The sequence below is a fragment of the Enterococcus sp. DIV0712 genome, from assembly GCF_050554855.1.
In the GTDB taxonomy this organism is placed as follows: domain Bacteria; phylum Bacillota; class Bacilli; order Lactobacillales; family Enterococcaceae; genus Enterococcus; species Enterococcus faecalis.
Map to the genome: position 1 here is coordinate 542340 of NZ_CP187333.1, position 22119 is coordinate 564458.

General features: G+C 37.1%; 16 protein-coding genes, 1 tRNA gene and 1 riboswitch. Of the genes, 14 read left to right on the forward strand and 3 right to left on the reverse strand.

The window, feature by feature from the left end:
* Positions 1-14 precede the first annotated feature (14 nt).
* Complete coding sequence (locus tag IGL42_RS02650) at positions 15-419, reverse strand: DUF1622 domain-containing protein (protein ID WP_002386155.1); 405 nt, start codon at positions 417-419, stop codon at positions 15-17.
* Positions 420-883: 464 nt separating this feature from the next.
* Here IGL42_RS02650 and IGL42_RS02655 point away from each other — a divergent pair, with 464 nt between their 5' ends.
* The 6 genes from IGL42_RS02655 (at position 884) to IGL42_RS02680 (ending at position 8465) form a co-directional block, all read left to right on the forward strand.
* Positions 884-4696, forward strand: coding sequence for an isopeptide-forming domain-containing fimbrial protein (locus tag IGL42_RS02655; protein ID WP_104842627.1), 3813 nt, complete (start codon positions 884-886; stop codon positions 4694-4696).
* Positions 4697-4720: 24 nt separating this feature from the next.
* Positions 4721-5104 (forward strand): bacteriocin, encoded by a 384-nt coding sequence (locus IGL42_RS02660; RefSeq protein ID WP_002358745.1) that lies wholly within the window; start codon positions 4721-4723, stop codon positions 5102-5104.
* A gap of 167 nt (positions 5105-5271) precedes the next feature.
* Positions 5272-5781, forward strand: a complete 510-nt coding sequence (locus tag IGL42_RS02665; protein WP_002361285.1) for an SA1002 family membrane protein — start codon at positions 5272-5274, stop codon at positions 5779-5781.
* A gap of 29 nt (positions 5782-5810) precedes the next feature.
* Complete coding sequence (locus IGL42_RS02670) at positions 5811-7598, forward strand: glycerophosphoryl diester phosphodiesterase membrane domain-containing protein (RefSeq protein WP_010710782.1); 1788 nt, start codon at positions 5811-5813, stop codon at positions 7596-7598.
* A 25-nt stretch (positions 7599-7623) separates the two neighbouring features.
* On the forward strand, positions 7624-8031 hold the full coding sequence (locus IGL42_RS02675) for an NUDIX hydrolase (protein ID WP_002355645.1): 408 nt from the start codon (positions 7624-7626) through the stop codon (positions 8029-8031).
* 233 nt (positions 8032-8264) lie between these two features.
* Complete coding sequence (locus tag IGL42_RS02680; protein WP_002355647.1) at positions 8265-8465, forward strand: cold-shock protein; 201 nt, start codon at positions 8265-8267, stop codon at positions 8463-8465.
* Positions 8466-9112: 647 nt separating this feature from the next.
* Here the strand turns inward: IGL42_RS02680 and IGL42_RS02685 are convergent.
* Positions 9113-9184 (reverse strand) — tRNA-Arg (locus IGL42_RS02685).
* A 58-nt stretch (positions 9185-9242) separates the two neighbouring features.
* Between IGL42_RS02685 and rpoN the strand changes: the two genes are divergently transcribed.
* The 5 genes from rpoN to IGL42_RS02710 all read left to right on the forward strand — a co-directional run bounded on the left by rpoN (position 9243) and on the right by IGL42_RS02710 (position 16520).
* Positions 9243-10574 (forward strand): RNA polymerase factor sigma-54, encoded by a 1332-nt coding sequence (gene rpoN, locus IGL42_RS02690; RefSeq protein ID WP_002413645.1) that lies wholly within the window; start codon positions 9243-9245, stop codon positions 10572-10574.
* Between the two features lie 200 nt (positions 10575-10774).
* Positions 10775-12652, forward strand: a complete 1878-nt coding sequence (locus IGL42_RS02695) for an acyltransferase family protein (RefSeq protein ID WP_002388972.1) — start codon at positions 10775-10777, stop codon at positions 12650-12652.
* A 122-nt stretch (positions 12653-12774) separates the two neighbouring features.
* Positions 12775-12870: riboswitch (SMK box riboswitch) on the forward strand.
* A complete protein-coding gene (metK, locus tag IGL42_RS02700; RefSeq protein ID WP_010710781.1) occupies positions 12868-14052 on the forward strand; it encodes a methionine adenosyltransferase in 1185 nt (394 codons plus the stop codon). (Overlaps the previous riboswitch by 3 nt.)
* Before the next feature lie 171 nt (positions 14053-14223).
* Positions 14224-15690 carry an MDR family MFS transporter gene (locus tag IGL42_RS02705; protein WP_002364774.1) on the forward strand — a complete coding sequence of 489 codons (1467 nt, stop codon included), beginning with the start codon at positions 14224-14226 and terminating at the stop codon, positions 15688-15690.
* A 38-nt stretch (positions 15691-15728) separates the two neighbouring features.
* Positions 15729-16520, forward strand: coding sequence for an alpha/beta hydrolase (locus IGL42_RS02710; protein ID WP_002355660.1), 792 nt, complete (start codon positions 15729-15731; stop codon positions 16518-16520).
* 80 nt (positions 16521-16600) lie between these two features.
* Here IGL42_RS02710 and IGL42_RS02715 read toward each other — a convergent pair whose 3' ends face one another.
* Positions 16601-17263, reverse strand: a complete 663-nt coding sequence (locus IGL42_RS02715; protein ID WP_002358755.1) for a TetR/AcrR family transcriptional regulator — start codon at positions 17261-17263, stop codon at positions 16601-16603.
* 253 nt (positions 17264-17516) lie between these two features.
* Between IGL42_RS02715 and erfC the strand changes: the two genes are divergently transcribed.
* The 3 genes from erfC (at position 17517) to IGL42_RS02730 (ending at position 22016) form a co-directional block, all read left to right on the forward strand.
* Positions 17517-19232 carry a multidrug ABC transporter ATP-binding protein/permease ErfC gene (gene erfC / locus IGL42_RS02720; RefSeq protein WP_002355662.1) on the forward strand — a complete coding sequence of 572 codons (1716 nt, stop codon included), beginning with the start codon at positions 17517-17519 and terminating at the stop codon, positions 19230-19232.
* Positions 19232-21001, forward strand: coding sequence for a multidrug ABC transporter ATP-binding protein/permease ErfD (gene erfD / locus IGL42_RS02725; RefSeq protein ID WP_002355663.1), 1770 nt, complete (start codon positions 19232-19234; stop codon positions 20999-21001). Before erfC ends, erfD begins: the two co-directional genes overlap by 1 nt.
* A gap of 409 nt (positions 21002-21410) precedes the next feature.
* Positions 21411-22016, forward strand: a complete 606-nt coding sequence (locus tag IGL42_RS02730) for a TetR/AcrR family transcriptional regulator (protein WP_002355664.1) — start codon at positions 21411-21413, stop codon at positions 22014-22016.
* The last annotated feature ends 103 nt before the right edge of the window (positions 22017-22119 follow it).

Genomic DNA, 22119 nt, shown 5'->3' on the forward strand with positions numbered 1-22119 from the left:
AACCAGCGTACCCGCTAATTTTTTTGGGTATCTGGTTCTTTTTCTTGTTGTTCCATATCGGTCATAGTATCTTCAATTTCTTTATGTAAGAAATAAGAAATAACTGTACGAATGATTACCAAGGTTGCCAATTTCAAAATATCTTGAAAAGTTGGTTTGACAATGGATTCAATAATATCAGCAGCAATTAAAATTTCTAAACTTAACAGAATGTAGCTACCAAGGAAGTTTTTGATGAACGTATTCATTTTGGTTAAGGTAAAGCGGCTTTGATTTTGTCGTTCACTTTTAATGAAATCTTTTCCTGCTAAACAAACACCCCAAACTAAAACAATAATCGAAAAAACATTCAGTCCTAAAATACATAGCTCAAAAAGTGGGGTTAAAAGCGTCATTAACTGATGGGGCCACTCATTCATCGTATTCACTCCTACCAAAAAGCCTTTTCTTTAACTATAACGAAACGGCTGACTAACGTCAAATATTGTTGAAATAAACAGGCTAAACTATTCAGCTTATAGAACAAAACTAAGAAAATTATGAATAGCATCTAACAATTAAGTAAAAGGACTGTAAAGGTTCTTTTACTTTTTTTGTGTAAAAAAAGAGTCTTAAAAGGAATCAAGTAGCAAAAAGTAAGTGAAAACCAACTTTGTCAGTGGATAGTCTTTTCATTAATTTTTAAAAGACAAATTTTACGTTTTCAAGAGCCGAATACTGCCAAGTTTTAGCCTTTAAAGGTGATAGAATCAGAAATTGAGTAAGAGATGTGTCACAAAAGCAAGGAGACACATCGACTTGATGAAAGATTTAAGGAGCTGTAGTTGAAGTAAAGAGAAGCAAGTGTCCCAAACACTAGCGAAAGAAAATAGGGAGGATTAAAATGTTTAAGAAAGCAACGAAATTATTATCGACAATGGTGATTGTCGCTGGAACAGTTGTGGGAAATTTCAGTCCCACATTGGCTTTAGCCGAAGGAGTGGTTAAAGCAGGAGATACAGAAGGAATGACCAATACGGTGAAAGTGAAAGACGACAGTCTAGCTGATTGTAAACGGATATTGGAAGGACAAGCTGCTTTCCCAGTTCAAGCGGGTGAAACGGAACCGGTTGATTTAGTGGTTGTTGAAGATGCCAGTGGTAGTTTTTCAGATAATTTTCCACATGTAAGACAAGCGATTGATGAAGTGGTTCAAGGTTTATCTGATCAAGACCGCGTGATGCTGGCTTCGTATCGTGGCGGAAAACAATTTATATTTCCTGATGGAAAAGTAAAAATTAATTCAGCTGATTATGATATGAATGTGCGTGTTGATACTCAATTAACCCATGATAAAAGCCAATTTGTCTCTGGATTTGGAGATGTTCGGACGTATGGTGGTACACCAACTGCCTCAGGATTGAAACTTGCTTTAGATACGTACAATCAAACACACGGAGATTTAACGAATCGAAAAACATATTTCTTATTAGTGACAGATGGGGTCGCTAATACACGTTTAGATGGTTACTTGCATAAAACCAACACCAATGATTCAATCAATGAATATCCAGATCCAAGACATCCTTTTCAAGTTTCGGTTGAGTATAGTAATGACTATCAAGGTGCAGCAGCAGAAGTTTTAGCGTTAAACCAAGAAATTACTAACCAAGGCTATGAAATGATTAATGCGTATTGGGAAAGTGTTGAATCTTTAAGTTCAGTAAATTCATATTTTGATAAGTATAAAACAGAAGTGGGTCCTTTTGTAAAACAAGAGTTGCAACAAGGATCTAGCACACCAGAAGATTTTATTACAAGCCAATCTATTGATGATTTTACAACCCAATTAAAACAAATTGTCAAAGATCGTCTGGCGCAATCGACACCAGCAACAGCTTCATTAACAATTGCTGATCAATTTGACATTCAATCGGCGACCGCTACGGACGATGCTGGAAATGATGTGCCTGTTCAAATTAACGGACAAACCATTTCGGCAACTAGTACAGAAGGTTACGTAGGAAACATCACGATTCACTACGAAGTCAAAGAAAATACAGCGATTGATGCAGCAACCCTTGTAAGTAGTGGGACAATGAATCAAGGAACAATTGCTAAGGAATTTCCAGAAGCGACGATTCCTAAAAATGACAATGCGCATGCGTGTGACGTGACTCCAGAAGATCCAACGATTACAAAAGATATCGAAGGTCAAGATCACTTAGATTTAACCAACCGTGACCAAGAATTTAAATGGAATGTCAAAACAGCCTTTGGTAACGAAACAAGTACTTGGCAACAAGCCAGTTTAGTAGATGATATTAACCAATTATTAGATATCCAAAAAGTCGTTGTCACAGATGAAAATGGTAAAGATGTTACAGCCAATGGCACAGTAACACAAGAAAATAACAAAGTAACTTTTGAAATGAACAAACAAGCAGACAGCTATGACTATTTAAGTGGTCATACGTACACAATGACCATTACTACTAAAATCAAAGACGGCGCAACCGATGAAGAATTAGCACCTTATATTGAACAAGGTGGCATTCCCAACCAAGCCGACTTGAACTTTGGCAACGAAGGTGACGTGTTACATTCCAACAAGCCAACCGTAACACCGCCTGCACCAACGCCAGAAGATCCAACGATTACAAAAGATATCGAAGGCCAAGAACATTTAGATTTAACCAACCGCGATCAAGAATTTAAATGGAACGTCAAAACAGCTTTCGGTAACGAAACAAGCACGTGGACCCAAGCTAGCATGGTGGACGACATTAATAAAGTGTTAGACATTACAGATGTAAAAGTCACTGATGAAAATGGTAAAGATGTTACAGCCAATGGCACAGTAACACAAGAAAATAACAAAGTAACTTTTGAAATGAACAAACAAGCAGACAGCTATGACTATTTGAGTGGTCACACATACACAATGACCATCACCACTAAAATTAAAGCTGACGTAACGGACGAAGAATTAGCACCTTATATCCAACAAGGCGGCATTCCCAACCAAGCCGACTTAAACTTTGGCAATGAAGGTGACGTGTTGCATTCCAACAAACCAACCGTAACACCGCCACCTGTTGATCCAAATATCACTAAAGACGTAGAAGGACAAGAACATTTAGATTTAACCAACCGCGATCAAGAATTTAAATGGAACGTCAAAACAGCTTTCGGTAACGAAACAAGCACTTGGACCCAAGCTAGCATGGTGGATGACATTAATAAAGTGTTAGATATCACTGATGTAAAAATCACTGATGAAAATGGTAAAGATGTTACAGCTAACGGCACAGTAACGCAAGAAAATAACAAAGTAACTTTTGAAATGAACAAAAAAGATGACAGCTACTCATACTTAGCTGGACATACGTACACAATGACTATTACCACTAAAATTAAAGCCGGCGCAACGGACGAAGAATTAGCGCCTTATATTGAACAAGGCGGGATTCCCAACCAAGCCGACTTGAACTTTGGCAACGAAGGTGACGTGTTACATTCCAACAAGCCAACCGTAACACCGCCTGCACCAACGCCAGAAGATCCAACGATTACAAAAGATATCGAAGGCCAAGAACATTTAGATTTAACCAACCGCGATCAAGAATTTAAATGGAACGTCAAAACAGCTTTCGGTAACGAAACAAGCACTTGGACCCAAGCTAGCATGGTGGATGACATTAATAAAGTGCTAGATATCACTGATGTAAAAATCACTGATGAAAATGGTAAAGATGTTACAGCTAATGGCAAAGTAACACAAGAAAATAACAAAGTAACCTTTACTATGAACAAAAAAGACGACAGCTATGACTATTTGAGTGGTCACACATACACAATGACCATCACCACTAAAATTAAAGCTGACGCAACGGACGAAGAATTAGCGCCTTATATCCAACAAGGCGGCATTCCCAACCAAGCCGACTTAAACTTTGGCAACGAAGGGGACGTGTTACATTCCAACAAACCAACTGTAACACCACCTGCACCAACGCCAGAAGATCCAACGATTACAAAAGATATCGAAGGTCAAGAACATTTAGATTTAACCAACCGCAACCAAGCATTTAAATGGAACGTCAAAACAGCTTTCGGTAACGAAACAAGCACTTGGACCCAAGCCAGCATGGTGGATGACATTAATAAAGTGTTAGACATCACAGACGTGAAAGTCACTGATGAAAATGGCAAAGATGTTACAGCTAACGGCAAAGTAACACAAGAAAATAACAAAGTAACTTTTGAAATGAACAAACAAGCAGACAGCTATGACTATTTGAGTGGTCATACGTACACAATGACCATTACTACTAAAATCAAAGCTGACGCAACGGACGAAGAATTAGCGCCTTATATTGAACAAGGTGGCATTCCCAACCAAGCCGACTTAAACTTTGGCAATGAAGGTGACGTGTTGCATTCCAACAAGCCAACCGTAACACCGCCTGCACCAACGCCAGAAGATCCAAAAAAACCTGAACCTAAACAACCGCTAAAACCGAAGAAACCGTTGACGCCTACAAATCATCAAGCGCCAACGAACCCAGTCAATTTTGGAAAATCAGCAAGTAAAGGAATTCATTTACCAATGACTAATACAACAGTAAATCCACTTTACATGATCGCAGGTTTAATTGTCCTTATAGCGGCTATTAGCTTTGGCATAACAAAAAATAAAAAAAGAAAAAATTAGACAAACTAAAAAGGAAGAAAAAACATGAATAAAAAAATTTCGTTCAGTCTGTTAATTTTGTTACTTAGTTTGTTGGTAGGTTTTACATTTATTCCGCATAAAAAGGAATTAAGTTTCAATGAGTATCAAGAAAAAAAACACTCTGGCGAAACATTTTATGTTGTTTTAAAAAAGAAAAACTGTTCAGATTGTCAGGATTTCGAGAAACTATTACAAGCACCTAAACAGGTTTACTATGTAGAATTAACCAACAAAGAGACCATGAAGGAATGGTCAACATTTATCCGAGAAAATAAAGTTTTACATGTGCCATCTATGTTTAAAATAGATAACGGCCATCTCAAGAAAATTGATGGAGAAGGAGATGCGAATCAATTATTCGCAAACTATCAAAAAATAACGAAGTAAAAAGAATAAAAAGACAAGACAAGTTTCTTTTATTAGGAAACTTGTCTTTTTTATAGTGTTAGTCGTTTATTAAATAACATGTGAAATGTTTTACAAATACATTTTAGTTTGATAAAATAAACGTGAACATATGAATTTTCTTTCATTTGTTTTAGGAGGAGGAACGAATGATTGAATTGATTTTACTTTTGTCGGTGATTCTTTTAGGTTTATTGATTGGAAATAAAAGAGTTGATAAGTGGCTTTTTCTTAAGGCATTACTTTTGTTTTCTGTTATGCTAAGTGTGAGCATCTTAATTTCGGTAGCTATGTATTTATTATTAACAATGGGCGTTGCAAACGTAATAGGGCAGCGGTTAGAGTCGTTATTTCTTTTAGGGATAGTCGTTATCATCAGTACGAGTCTTTTGTTATATTTTTTATTGAATTTAACGACGAAAAAAATTGTTTTACCCATCGCTTTAATGAAAATAATTGAATATTATATTCAATGGGTATTGATTTATGTTACTATTTATCAAGTGATTTTTGATCAGTTTATTGTTTCTTCAGAAGTAAAAAATACGTTACAAGGGACTATTGATGAGCCAGTCGCAATCATTATTGTTATTTTGCCATCATTTATTTCAATTTGGATTGCCGTTGTTTTATTTAGGATTCGTATGGAAGAACTTTAATCAGATACTTTTAGAATGGAGGAGTTTGTATGTCTGCTTGGCAAACATTTAAAAATGGAACAAGGCAATTTTTTAAAGACATCTTGCAGTACTTATGGTTATTTTTTACTTTAAATGTCTTATTATTATTGGTGGGTGGGGCTTTTAGTTGGGCTACTTCCAACGCACTAAAAACTCAAGGTATTCCTTATCTTTCGTTTAATAACCTGAATTTACTGTTAGAAAAGCCGCTTGCTCTGGTGTTATTAATTCTCTTGTTGTTACTTTTTTTAGGTGCAGTTTTTTATCAGTTTACCTTTTTATTATTAGGGATTTTTCAAATACGGCAAGACCATCGTTTTCATTTTAAAGGAGTTACCAAGGCATCTTTTAAGGTTCTTAAAAAGCAAGGTGCCCGTTCGTGGTTATTCTTTTTCGGTTATTTTGTTGTCATTGTCCCTTTTGGTAACCTGATTTTCCAAAGTAATCTATTGACGAAATTTGTGATTCCAGATTTTATTGTTGAATTTTTGTCCCAACGAATTCCTTACTTGGTTGGGTTACTGGCCTTTGGGTTATTAGTCTGGTATTTAGCTATTCGTTTCATTTACACGCTTCCATTAATGATTCTGGAGAGAAAAAAAGCGGGCGAGGCAGTTAAGGCTAGTTGGTCAATGACAAACAAACGATTATGGTTCATTATTCGTAATATTGCATTTGTGACGATCGCGGTATTTGTTTCAACGTATGTTATTTATGTGTTACTTTATCTTCTACAGTTGAAGTTAGATACCTTGAGCGATACCATTAGCTTACTAGGTGGTATTTTAAATTTAACCGTTGTCCAATTTTTACAGTTTGTCTCTAATGCTTGGCTTTCAGTATTACTGATTAATTTCTTATATACACAATTAAATGTTCAATCAGAAACGACGAAAAAAGTTGCCTTTGACAAAGAAACGAAACGTAATAAATTAGTGACTATCGGAATGGGCCTAGGACTATTCACCATTTTTGGCGGCTATATAATTTTCAATGCTGTTTACTTAACAGGGCTATTAGAATCAAAACCTTTGATTATTTCGCATCGAGGGGTCACCAATAGTAATGGCGTACAAAATACTATTCCTGCTATGGAAAGAACCATTAAATTTAAACCAGATTATATTGAAATTGATGTTCAAGAAACCAAAGACCATCAATTTGTTGTGATGCATGATGCCAACCTTCAAGAACTCGCCGGCGTTGATGGCACGCCGCAAGAGTTTACGTTGGCTGAATTAACAAAAATGACCGTTAAAGAAAATGGCCAAGAAGCACCAATTGCCAGCTTTGATGACTATTTAGCGAAAGCAAACCAAGCCAAACAAAAATTACTAGTAGAAATTAAAACGTCTAAACAAGATAGTCAAGGTGCGCTTTCTAACTTTATTGAAAAATATGAACGTCCTTTGATAAAGAATAACCATCAGGTTCAATCTCTCGACTACAATGTGATCAAAGCGTTTAAAAAAGCCAAATCAAAAGTAAAAGTTAGTTTTATTTTGCCCTATAATTTCACTTTTCCAGAAACACAAGCTGATTTGTATACAATGGAAGCTACCACGTTGAACGATACCTTCATTTTAAAAGCTGACCAACAGAAAAAAGCAGTTTATGCTTGGACAGTTAATGACTCAGAGGTATTAAGTAAAATGCTCTTTATGGACGTTGCTGGAGTGATTACCGATGATTTGGAGTTAGTCAATGAAGAAGTCAATGACTTTGAAAAAAATCCGTCGTATGCGGATCGTATTTTGCATTATATTTTTATGCTACCAAGTGTGGCTTCTCAATAAAAAATGAAGAAGAGGGTTAAACGAAATGAAAAAAGAATTTTCGCGAGTACTTCTTAAAAATCAATCTGATGAAATTCTTATCTTAAAAGATCGGCCAGACACATGGAATTTCCCTGGCGGAAAACAAGAACTTGGTGAATCAGCGCTGGAATGTGCGATTCGTGAAATGAAAGAAGAGTTAGCAGTGGAAATTACTGAACTTGAAGAAATTTTTACTGGACCACTTGTTTTTGATTCAATCGTTTGGCAAGGACATTTTTATTTTGCCAAACAAGCCCAAGGAAAAGTTACCCTGAACGAACCAAATAAAATTAAAGGCGTACAATTTATTAAGCGGTTTGAGGAAGTAAATTTTTCACCAGGATTAGCTCCGCTATTTGATTATTTGGCGTGTAGCGATTATTTAAAGTTAAACAAAACTAACTGGAAATAGAAAGAATAGGAGTGTCTTTTGCTAGGGCTTTGTCAAGCGCATCTTTGATTATTTTAGAAAGTCCAAGGAAAAGTCGTGGGCATTGTTTATTCCTAATAAATGTGTTATAGTAACTAAGTAATCAATTTTGATAAGTAATTTGAGTTATATATTTAAAAACTATACTTCTCCTTTTGCCACTCAACATTTTTTGCAATAACTTGCATATTTTTATGCACTAGGAGGAAATATATATGAACAACGGTACAGTAAAATGGTTTAACGCAGACAAAGGTTTTGGATTTATTACAGGTGAAGATGGCAATGATGTATTTGCACATTTTTCAGCTATTCAATCAGATGGATTTAAAACTTTAGACGAAGGCCAAGCAGTAACTTTTGATACTGAAGAAGGTCCACGCGGCTTACAAGCAACGAACATCGTAAAAGCTTAATAATGAATGAAAACGGACCACGTGTTGGTCCGTTTTTTTGATAGCTGTTGTCTGATCTCGCCATTAATTACATAGCAAAACAAAGCAGAGGCCATTTAAAGGAGGAGAATCTGAAGATGACCTTAACTGAGCTGTTACTTGTAAGTGGATTATTTTGGCTAGTAATCATAATTGGTGTGATTGCGGGTAGCATATTTCTAATTAAGTATTTTAGAGGTCGGAGCTGAACAGTTCTGTTCCCGCCAATTATCAGGTTTTAAGCCTGGGACAAAAATCCAAAGTGATTTTTGCCCTAGGTTCTTTAGGGTATTAAGTTTTAGGTAAAATAATTAACAAATTAAAAGCAATTTACTATATAATCAGAAAGGGATCTTTAAGAGAGAAGCAGGTGTTTGCTTGTCGTAATACTTTGTTTAGCAGATAGAAAAAGGAAACGTTATGCGTTACAATAGGAACGGAGGAATTTTAACCTTATTGGATTTGTAGCTGAAGCAGAACAAATGTTGTCGCGTTAAGTGCGATTGAGCTTGCCACAAGCAACATTTGAAAAAACTACGGATAGAAAAATCATTCCTAAACATGAAAAAACACTCTTTAGATGAATAAAGAGTGTCCAGAAACGTTGATAAATCAACATATTTAAATAACGCGCCCTGAGGGAATCGAACCCCCGTCTCAAGAACCGGAATCTTACGTGATATCCACTACACTAAGGGCGCGGCACGAATACTAGTTTAGCTGATATTGACAAAAATTACAAGAGGGAGGACGAAAATAATGAAATTTGAGCAACGAATGTCCCAACAACAAAAACAAGTCCAGAAGTTGGCCATGACTCAACAGCTTCAACAATCCATTCAAATTTTACAATTTAATACGGAAGAACTGGCTGCCTTTGTTGAAGCGAAAGCACTAGAGAATCCATTGATTGATTTACAAGTAGACACGCAGTACACCACAGATTTTCCGACAACTAGTCGTTCTTACACCAATCAAGACGAAGAAAATAATTATATGAATCAAATTCCAGACTATCATTTATCATTATTTGAGTCTTTAATTGATCAAATTCATTTGAATTACCGCGATACATACTTGCGAACATTGGTTTTGTTTTTAGTAGAATATATAGACGTGAATGGTTATTTAACGATTTCGTTAGAAGAAGCGGCAGAGAAAACCGAAGCAAGCGCCATTCAAATGCTAGATGCATTAACTTTGTTACAACAGCTAGATCCAGCAGGTGTGGGGGCTCGCAATTTACAAGAATGTTTGATGCTACAAACAGAACGAGACGATACCGCGCCTAATTTAGCGTATATTTTATTGGAGGAAGAGTTTGATGCCTTAGTGAGTCGTAAATGGGGCCCGTTAGCTAAAAAATTCGGGATTGAATTAGCAGAAATTCAATTGATTTTTGATTATATACAAACGTTATCGCCAGCGCCAGGGAATATTTTTGATGCGACCGAGGAATTGTATATTCGACCAGATTTAACTGTCCGAATCAAGGAAGATCGAATAGTGGTGATTTCCAACAAAGCTGGTCGACCGACATTAAATTTTCAAGAAAATTATTTCAAACGAATGCAAGAGACTGACGACAAAGAAGTCCAAGAATATATTAAGGATAAGAAAAACGAATTTGAATGGTTAGAGCGCGCAGTGAATCAGCGGGGGGATACAATTTTACGTGTAGGGCAAGAAATTGTGCGCCGTCAAGAAGCCTTCTTTTTAGAAGCAGATCGGCCATTAAAACCAATGACTTTAAAAGAAATTGCGGATGCTTTGTCTATTCATGAATCGACAGTTAGTCGTGCGGTCAATGGAAAATATCTAGAAACCACGTTTGGCGTCTTTGAATTGCGCTCATTCTTCTCAACAAGTATTCTTTCATCAGAAGAAGATGGCGAGGATGTCTCAACAACGATGGTTAAAAAGCAACTACAAAAATTAATTGATCAAGAAGTAAAAAGTAAACCGTTATCTGATCAAAAATTAGTCGAGCGATTAAAAGATTCAGGCATGGAAATATCCCGACGAACGGTGGCAAAATATCGTGAAGCCCTAGGGATTCCATCTTCATCTAAACGAAAACGATATGAGTAAACAACCAAAGCTTATGAGTGATTTTCATAAGCTTTGGTTGTTTTTTTGTGATTTAAAAAATGTTGGTTTTTTGAATTGTAAAAAAAGCCTAAAGGAGGCAAAGTTTGCTTGCCATTTCCTAGGAAAAAACGTATATTAAAGTTACTTGCTTCTTTAAATAAAGGAAAAGAATAATTTTATAGAAAAGTTGGAAAGCACAAATGAATCAGACAGCAAATAGCAAGAAAAAACGCTATATTACAGGTTTTGATGGCATTCGGACGATCGCTGTAATTGGCGTGATTTTGTATCACCTTTTTCCCCAAGTCATGCGAGGTGGCTACTTAGGTGTTCCGATTTTCTTTGTTGTTTCAGGTTATCTTATTAACGACTTGTTGCGGCAAGAATGGGCAGAAAATCAGACCATTGATTTAAAAGGATTTTATGTGCGAAGGATGAAACGGCTGTATCCAGCATTAATTGTGATGCTTTTAAGTGCAGTTAGTTATATTACACTCTTTCAGCAGGATTTATTAAACAATATTCGCAGCGTTGTCGCTAGTAGTGTTTTTTATTACAACAACTGGTGGCAAATTTTTAAAGGGTTTTCTTATTTTGATGGATTTGCGACACAATCGCCATTTGTACATATTTGGTCATTGGCAGTTGAAGCGCAAAATTATTTAATTTGGCCATTACTTTTTATTCTTCTGGAACGCTTTGTTCGTAAGCGCGGTCGAATTTTCAGTTTAGTTTTAATCGGCGCCTTAATTTCGGTGACGCTGATGGCCGTTTTATATGTTCCTGGCGCAGATCCTACACGTGTCTATTATGGAACAGACACACGTGTTTTTTCTATTTTACTAGGTAGTGCATTGGCGTATGTTTGGCCAAGCACACGTTTGAAAGAAGAAATTCCAGAAGCCTCTAAAAAAATCTTAAATGGCGCTGGTTTAAGTGCCTTAGTTCTTTTAGTGTTAGCCTTTTTAACATTATCAGATCATACAAATTTTGTTTATTACGGCGGCATGTTTTTAATTAGTTTGGCAGCCACTGTCTTAGTGGCCGTCACTGCACATCCAGGGGCAGATATGAATCGTTGGTTAACGAATCCGGTCTTTACGTGGATAGGTAAACGGAGTTATGGCATTTACTTGTATCAATTCCCAATCATGATTTTTTATGAGGCCAAAATTAAGACCTTATCGGACCATGTTTTTCTACATTCATTGGTTGAAATAGCATTAATTTTAGTCGTGAGCGAATTGTCTTATCGTTTTATCGAACATCCACTGACACGATTGTCTTATAAGGATGTCTGGACTCAATTCACTGAGTTCTTACGGAAACCGTGGGACCTTCGTGAAAAAGGGACAATGGCCTTTATGACAGTGATTAGCGTGATTGCAGTATTCGGTTTAATTGTGGCTCCAGCAAACGCTAAAAGTGCGCAACAAGAGCAACTAGAAAAAAATATTGCGAAAAATCAGCAAAAAATTGAAGAACGTAAAAAAGAAGTCCAAGAAAGTGGCACGAAAAATAGTAGCACGTCCACAGAAAGTAGTACAAAACCGAGTGAAAGCCAAGACGTTCTACCCACACAACTCACACCAGAGCAAGTAAAAAAAGCGCAGAATTTAGAAATCACAACTATTGGTGATTCTGTTATTCTAGATGGTGCTAGCGGGTTACAAGATATTTTCCCTAAAATGATTATCGATGGGGAAGTGGGCCGTCAATTGTATAGTAGCATTTCACTAATTGGTGAACTAGACAAAAAGAAAATGCTTAAAAATACTGTTTTAGTGAGTTTAGGTACGAATGGTCCTTTTACAGAGGCACAATTTGATGAATTTATGAAAGCGTTAGGTAATCGAAAAGTTTATTGGATTAATGTTCGCGTCCCAACTAGAAGATGGCAAAATCAAGTGAATAGTTTACTTAGTCAAATGGACAAAAAATACGATAACTTAACGGTCATTGACTGGTTTAATTATAGTAACGCCCATGATGATTGGTTTTATGATGACCGAGTTCATCCAAATGTGGCAGGTGGCGAGCAATACACACACTTTATCGCGGAGAAAATTTTACAGTAGCAAGAAACTTCCAGCTCAGATGAAAGGGGCTGGAAGTTTTTTGTTATAGGAAAAGCAAATATAGGTAATTTAATGATTTTCTTGAAAACTTAAGCTTTTTTTTTAGATATCTGGTATACTGTTTTTGTTACAAGTTCCCGAAAGGATTTAGCAAGTAATTGTCGTTACTTACTAAAGATGCCTTGTAACCGAAACTATTTAGGGGGAATAACATTATGACAGAAAGACATTTATTTACATCAGAATCCGTTTCAGAAGGACATCCAGATAAGGTAGCTGACCAAGTCAGTGATGCAATTTTAGATGCGATTTTGGAGAAAGATCCGATGGCCCGCGTGGCATGTGAAACATCCGTAACAACTGGTTTAGTCCTAGTATTTGGAGAAATTTCTACAACAGCTTATGTAGATATCCAAAAAATTGTTCGTCAAACTGTGAAAGATATTGGTTATACACGAGCAAAATATGGATTTGATGGAGAGACTGTCGCAGTTCTTGTAGCAATCGATGAGCAATCACCTGATATCGCTCAAGGGGTTGACGCAGCCTTAGAAGTGCGTGATCAAGATGAAAAAGACGATATTGGCGCTGGTGACCAAGGCTTAATGTTTGGTTTTGCCGTTGACGAAACACCAGAATTAATGCCATTACCGATCGCGTTAAGTCATCGTTTGGTTCGCCGTTTAGCAGAATTGCGGAAGGAAAAAGTCTTACCTTACTTACGTCCTGATGCAAAATCTCAAGTAACAGTGGAATATGATGATCAAGGTCAACCACAACGTGTGGATACGATCGTCATCAGTACACAACATGATGATGAAACAACCTTAGAACAAATCGAAAAAGACATTAAAGAACAAGTAATCAATGAGGTGATTCCTCATGAACTTTTAGATGATGAAACAAAATACTTTATCAACCCAACTGGTCGCTTTGTAATCGGTGGCCCTCAAGGAGATGCCGGCTTAACTGGTCGTAAAATTATCGTTGATACTTATGGCGGTTATGCTCGTCATGGCGGCGGTGCTTTTTCTGGAAAAGATGCAACCAAAGTTGACCGCTCTGCTAGTTATGCTGCGCGTTATATCGCGAAAAACATTGTTGCTGCTGGTTTGGCGAAAAAAGTAGAAGTCCAATTAGCTTATGCAATTGGTGTGGCGCAACCAGTGTCTATTTCTATTAATACGTTTGGTACGAGTGATCTTCCAGAAAGTAAATTAATCAAAGCAGTTCGTAAAAACTTTGATTTACGTCCAGCAGGTATTATTGAAATGCTAGATTTACGTCGCCCAATTTATAAACAAACTGCGGCTTATGGTCATTTTGGTCGAACAGATATTGATTTACCTTGGGAACAAACAGATAAAGTTGAAGCGTTAAAAGCTAGTTTAGCTGAATAATTAAATAAAAAAAACAAGAAGTCAGCCAATACTTGGCTGACTTCTTGTTTTTTTTTTGTAATAATTTTTTTATGAAAAAGCATTTTTTTAAGACATTTTGTTCTTTTTTGTATAGAATAGCTATGGAGCAATTTAGAAAATTGACAATTGAATAGAAAAGGATGTGAACAAATGGCAAAAGAAACAAATGTTAAGTTAGTCACGGTGAGTGTTTTTGTGGCAACATTTATGACAGCCATTGAAGGGACCATTGTGTCTACTGCGATGCCAACGATTGTCGGCTCGTTACATGGCATGGAAATTATGAACTGGGTATTTTCAATTTATTTATTAACGAATGCGATGTTAACACCGATTTATGGGAAACTTGCGGATAAAATTGGTCGTAAACCTGTCTTCATGATTGGCATTATCATTTTTATTTTGGGCTCCTCGTTGTGTGGCTTTGCTCAAGATATGTTGACTTTAATTATTGCCCGCGCAATTCAAGGTGTGGGGGCAGGCGCAATTTTACCAGTTGCGTTAACGATTATTGCCGATATGTATTCATTGGACAAGCGAGCGAAAATTTTAGGTTTAAACAGTGCCGCCTGGGGAATTGCTAGTATTTTTGGTCCGTTAGCAGGTGGTTTTATTGTAGATACAGTCGGTTGGCATTGGATTTTCTTCATTAATGTTCCTATTGGACTTGTTTTATTGGGCTTGATTAGTATTTTCTTAGTTGAACCAAAGCGGGAACGGACCAAGATGCCAATGGATATTTTGGGCAGCGTTACTTTGATGGCAGTGCTGCTAACGTTATTGCTAGGTTTTCAAATGATTAGCGATAATGGTTTTACATTAGTAACATTTGGTTGTTTGAGTTTGAGTGTGCTCTTTTTTGTAGCATTTGTGATGATAGAAAAACGCGCGCAAGACCCAGTGATTGATTTGCATTTATTTAATCAACCAACGTTTGTTTTAGTAAATCTTATTGCAGCGCTTATTAGCGGTTTCTTAATGGGGATTGATGTCTACATTCCGATGTGGATGCAAGGTGTCTTAGGAAAAAGTGCAGGAATTGGTGGCTTAGTTTTAGCGCCTATGTCGTTACTTTGGATGGCTGGATCATTTATAGCAAGTAGCTTTATGGAAAAATATGCTATGAAAAAAGTCTTAACGATTGGGTTATCGATTCTATTAGTCGGGGCCATCTTTTTAGTGGTAATGCCAATGGCCGTTCCGTTTTGGCTTTTCTTTGTAGTGTCTTCTGTCTTAGGAGTTGGTTTTGGGATTACTATCACAACGACTACGGTGACAGCACAAAGTACAGTGGAGCCTGAAAAAATGGGGGTTGCAACATCGTTTAATACGTTGGTGCGTACAATTGGGCAGACTGTGATGGTGTCAATTTTTGGTGTGATTTTAAATGCAGGAATGTTTGCGAAATTGGAAGCGAGCGCGTTAAACGTCGATGCAGATGTCATGAATCAATTAGTGAATCCACATACTGCAAATTTAATTCCAGCTGCGTTGTTAAAACCATTACGCGGTATCCTCTATGCAGGTCTGCATAATGTTTACTTAGTCGGTGCGGGCTTAGTTGTTGTCGCTCTTTTGTTAAATATTTTCGCAAAAGCGCAACGAGCGAAGGTTTAGTGGTACACTAATAGAAAGAGTATTGGAGGGAAAAGTAGATGGCCTTTTTACAAGCAAATATTTATTCAAATGTATTGGAAATGGAAGTGAATGTGAACGTAATTTTACCACAAGAAACGGTAAAAAAAGTGGGCACAAGTACCCAAGCAGCATTAACAGATATTCCCGTGTTGTATTTATTACATGGGATGGGAGGGAATCACAGTGTCTGGGCTCGCAGAACCTCTATTGAGCGGTATGTCGCTGATTTGGGGATTGCTGTCATTATGCCGTCCACGGATTTAGCTTGGTATACGGACACACAATACGATATGAACTATTGGACGTTTATCTCAGAAGAATTACCGAAAATTTGTCATCAACTCTTTCCACAGTTAAGTACAAAACGAGAAAAAACCTTTGCTGCTGGTTTGTCAATGGGTGGTTATGGCGCCTTGAAATTAGGACTAGCGAAACCAGAATCTTTTGCAGCCGTTGCTTCTTTGTCTGGGGCAGTTAGTTTATCATCCACTAGTTTTGGGGAATTATTAAAAGTCCGTAAGCGAAGCTATTGGGAAGGTATTTTTGGCCCGTTAGATCAAATTGAAGGTTCCATTCACGATCCGCTGTATTTATTACAACAATTAGTAGAAAGCCAAACAGAAATGCCCCAATTTTACCTTTGTTGTGGGGAGCAAGATATGTTACTTTCTGCTAATCAACAGATGGCTCAAGCGTTGGAACAGGCACAGGCAAGTTACACTTTTGAAACTGGACCAGGAGAACATGACTGGGTGTTCTGGGATGAATGGATTCAAAAAGCCTTGGCTTGGCTACCGATACCAAAATAGAGAAAGTAGTTTTCGCTATTTATTTTAAAGGTTAACCCTTGGTCCGTCAGTCATTTCGACTGACGGACCAAGGGCTTTTTTTATTTAGATGAAGATGTGTTGTCTGCTTGCAACCCATCTAAGTAGGTTTTAACGGCTTGAATAAAGGCGGATTTTTGGTGGATGGAGTGTCGAAATTGAATGCTTTCCTCCATGTACGTTAACTCATTGTCGGAGACATATTGTTTCATGTGCAGCACTTGTTCTTTTAAATAGTCATCTCCGTTCAATACTTGCGAAACGAGCTGTTTTTCCTCCGTTGCGTCCATAATCATCCCAAATAAAAGATGTTGTAAAGACGTTACTGCTAAATGAGTCATTTCTGGTGAAAAACCTGCTTCTCTTAAAATGCCCATCATTTGATTCAAATGGCGTAATCGTTGGGGATAGGCAGGGACGGTTTGGATTTCGATAGCTACGGCACAGGGAAATTGTTGATAGAGATCATAATAGTTTTCCATGAAGGCCAGTAAGTCAGAATACCATTCACCACATAATGCAGGTTCTTGAAAGTGCTCTTCAATCGCTTCAGCCATACTTTGAAGTAAGGCTTGCTTATTTTTAAAATACCAATAAATTGCGGGCGCCTGTACACCAAGCTGTTTGGCGACTTTACGCATAGAAAGTTGTTCTAAAGTGGGACTTTTTTCTAACAAAGAAAATGCGGCTGCAATAATCGTGTCTTTTGATAATTTCGGTTCCATGATTTTAGCTCCTATTAAACGTTATCTTCGTAAGTTTATCAAAAAGAAGGTACACTTTATGATAGGAAAAACTTGTGAAAAATTAACTTGTTCGCTTGTATTTTACCACTAAAAATGGTAAATTATGAATCGGCCTTATTTTACAGTGTTAAATTGGTGAAGTCAATGAGCAAATTGATTTTTTTGTAATGGGGAAGAATTCGCAGACCAACACTGAAGAAGCAGGGAACTATTTTAAGAAAGTAGGGATAAGATGGACCTTATTATTCAACACGCCAAAAAATACAAAGGCTCGGTAGTTATTGCCTTGTTGGCGGTGATCGTAATGGTTGTCTCAGCACTTTGGCAACCAAAATTGTTACAACAAGTGTTGGAAGCAATTATGAATGACGATAGCGACAAAATGAAAAACTTAGGGATTCAATTAATTGCCATTGCAGGATTAGGACTCGTTGCAGGGGTTATTAATACAATTTTTTCTGCCAAAGTTGCCCAAGGTGTCAGTGCTGACATTCGTGAAGCAACTTTCCGCAAAATCCAAACCTTTTCATTTGGCAATATCGAAAAATTTTCAGCAGGTAACTTAGTTGTTCGTTTAACAAATGACGTTACTCAAATTCAAAATGTCATTATGATTGCGTTGCAGACACTTTTTAGAATTCCTTTTTTATTTATCGGGAGTTTTATTTTAGCGATGCTAACCTTGCCACAACTATGGTGGGTGATTGTTGCACTTGTCATCGCAGTTATTTTGATTTCTATGCTGTCCTTTTCGCAAATGGGCAAGCATTTCATGATTATTCAAAACTTGATTGATAAGATTAATGGTATTGCAAAAGAAAATTTGTTAGGCATTCGTGTCGTCAAATCATTTGTTCAAGAAAAAAATCAATTGTCACGTTTTACAAAAGTGAGTGAAGAATTAACCACCCATAACTTAATCGTAGGTAGCTTATTTGCTGTGATGATTCCAGCGTTTATGTTGGTGGCGAACTTAGCTGTTGTAGGCTCAATTTTCTTTGTGAGTAACTTAGTCAAGGACGATCCAACTTTAATCGGTGGTGTCGCTTCCTTTATGAACTATTTAATGCAAATCATGATGGCGATTATTATCGGCGGAATGATGATGATGATGACTTCTCGTGCCGCTGTTTCCATTAAGCGGATTAAAGAAGTGATGGAAACAGAACCAGATGTTACCTACAAAAAAGTCCCAGAACAAGAGTTAATTGGTAGTGTTGAGTTTGACCACGTATCTTTCCGTTATCCTGGGGATGAAGAAGATACCTTGAAAGACATCTCTTTCTCTATTCAGCCAGGTGAAATGATTGGGATTGTGGGCGCAACTGGTGCTGGTAAATCTACGTTGGCACAATTAATTCCACGTTTGTTTGATCCGACAGAAGGAAAGATTGAAGTTGGTGGTGTCGATTTACGAGAAGTGAACGAACACAGTTTACGAAAAACAGTTTCCTTTGTGTTGCAAAAAGCAATCCTGTTCTCTGGAACGATTGCGCAAAATCTACGCCATGGTAAACGTGACGCTTCTGAAGCGGACATGGAACGGGCTTCAGGCATCGCCCAAGCCAAGGAATTTATTGAAAAATTGGCAGAAGGTTATGATGCACCCGTCGAAGAACGAAGTAATAACTTTTCTGGTGGACAAAAACAACGGTTATCAATTACTAGAGGTGTGATTGGTGAGCCTAAAATTTTGATTTTAGATGATAGCACCAGCGCGTTGGATGCTCGTTCGGAGCGGTTAGTCCGAGAAGCGTTGGATAAAGAGTTAAAAGAGACTACCACGATCGTTATTGCCCAAAAAATTTCTTCTGTTGTCCATGCAGATCGTATTTTAGTATTGGATAATGGACGTTTAGTCGGGGAAGGCACGCATGAAGAATTAGCAGCTACGAACCCCGTGTATCAAGAAATTTACGAAACTCAAAAAGGAAAGGAGGAAGCTTAATGACTGATTTAATAAAAGCTAGTAAATTTTTCTATCATTATTTAAAACGTTACAAAGTTTCTTTCCTCTTTATTTTCTTAGCAATTTTCGCAGCGACTTATTTACAAGTCAAAGCGCCGCAATTCGTTGGGGAAGCTATTCAGGAATTAGCGAAATATGCGGTTAATGTGATGCAAGGAAAAGACGATAAAAGTGCGTTCGTTTCTGTCATTTGGAAACTACTCATTTTTTATGTCTTAACTAGTGCCGCTAGTTTCATTTATAGTATTCTCTTTACACAAGTCGTGGGGAAATCAACAAACCGCATGCGGATTGGTTTGTTTAATAAATTAGAAAAATTGACGATTCGTTTCTTTGATTCTCATCAAGATGGTGAAATTTTAAGTCGTTTTACTAGTGATTTAGACAACATCCAAAACAGTTTAAACCAAGCGTTGCTACAAGTATTAACCAATATTGCCTTATTGGTTGGTGTCTTAATCATGATGTTCCGTCAAAATGTGGAACTGGCATGGGCTACAATTGCTTCTACGCCGATTGCGATTTTAATTGCGGTCTTTGTGATTAGCAAGGCGCGCAAATATGTCGATTTACAGCAAGATGAAGTGGGTAAATTAAATGGCTATATGGATGAAAAAATTAGTGGGCAACGTGTGATTATCACTAATGGCTTACAAGAAGAAACCATTGACGGTTTTTTAGAGCAAAATGAAAAAGTTCGTGCAGCTACGTATAAAGGTCAAGTGTATTCAGGATTACTTTTCCCAATGATGCAAGGAATGTCATTAGTCAATACGGCGATTGTTATTTTCTTTGGTGGTTGGTTAGCAATCAATGGCTCTGTTGATCGTGCAGCTGCGCTAGGTTTAGTCGTTATGTTTGTCCAATATTCCCAACAATATTATCAACCATTAATGCAAATTTCTTCAGGTTATAGCATGATTCAATTAGCTGTTACAGGCGCTCGTCGTTTAAATGAGATGTTTGATGAACCAGATGAAATTCGTCCCGAAAATGGCGGAAAATTAGAAGAGATTAACAAAGCTGTGGCTTTAAATCATGTTGTTTTTGGCTATAATCCAGAAACGCCTGTGTTGAAAGATGTTTCTATTCATGTGGATAAAGGTGAAATGGTCGCTTTAGTCGGACCGACAGGCTCAGGAAAAACAACGATTATGAATTTAATGAATCGCTTTTATGATGTGAATGAAGGCGCCGTGACGTTTGATGGTGTGGACATTCGTGAAATGGATTTAGATAGCTTGCGTTCACATGTAGGCATTGTTTTGCAAGAGTCCGTTCTATTTTCAGGAACAATTCGTGAGAATATTGCTTTTGGTAAGCCAGAGGCCACGGATGAAGAAATTGTTCAAGCAGCGAAACAAGCGAATATCCATGAATTTATTGTAAATCTTGAGCAAGGCTACGATACTGAGATTACGGAAGAGAATAACCTTTTCAGTACGGGGCAAAAGCAATTAGTAAGTATTGCACGAACGATTATTACCAATCCAGAATTATTAATTTTGGATGAAGCAACAAGTAATGTTGATACAGTAACAGAAGCTAAAATCCAAAAAGCGATGGACGAAGCAATTAAAGGGCGCACCAGTTTTGTGATTGCCCATCGTTTGAAAACGATTCTAAATGCGGATCGGATTATTGTTTTACGAGACGGTGAAGTCATTGAAGAAGGCAACCACCATGAACTAGTTGAACAAGATGGATTCTATGCGGAACTTTATAAAAATCAATTTGTTTTTGAATAAGTTGAAAAAGAAGCAAAATGAGTCATTCTCATTTGCTTCTTTTTTTGCTATGCTAAATAGAAAAAGGAGAAATGTCAATGGAAAAAATGAGGAATGTACGGCAATTACGGCGCACGTTTTTGGTGCTAAATACTTTATTTGTACTGAGTGTATTCAGAGAGAATCGATGGACAAAATCGGCACTACTTTTTTGGTTTTTGGCTAATAGTTTTTTATATGGACTGCAGTGGTTGATTTATCTTGGGGGCGACAAAGGCTGGCTGATACATTTGCAGCGGTGGTATTATTGCGCGATTCTTCTCCAAATAGCAGGCACATTGATTGTATATTTTTCGTTTTTTGTATAAAGGTCTCTCGTTTCTTGCCGGAGAATATGCTAAAATAAAAAGCAGCAGGGGGCGAGAAAACCATGGAAAAGCCAAATAAACGCAAAGCTGATTTAGAACGTACACGGCAAATTATTTTGTCTGTCGCTTCTGAATTATTCATGACAAAGGGGTTCAAAAATACCTCCACTCGTGAAATTGCTTTAAAAGCGAACATTACCCAACCGAATCTCTATCACCATTTTAAAAATAAAAAAGAACTGTATTTAGCTGTGATTGAAGAATTAACGTCCCGTGTTCAGGAAGAATTAGTCCCAATTGTTTCTGGAAATGCATCAGTAGAAGAAAAACTTTATCAATTAATCAAAGTTTTGTTAGATGAACATCCGACCAATCTTTTCTTAATGTTGAACGACATGTTTCAAGAAATGGGCCCTGATTACAATCGTACGCTGTATCAAATTTTCAAAAAAACCTATATCAATAATATTGCGGCTATTTTTGAAAGTGAACCTGAAACCAATTGCTTACAAGAGGGCATCAGTGTAGATGATGCAACTCGGTTTATTTTATATAACGTTAGTGCATTATTAAGTATTGAAAAAACGTACCAGCGAAAAACAGTGGATGACGATGTCAAAAAATTTATTCAATTTATGCTACATGGCGTTCTGAAAAGTCACAAATAAAAAATAGAGAAGCCCTGTTGGAAAACAGACTTCTCTATTTTTTTGTAAAATTCACTTATCAATTGATAAATAATTATTGATTTATCGATTGATAAGTGATATA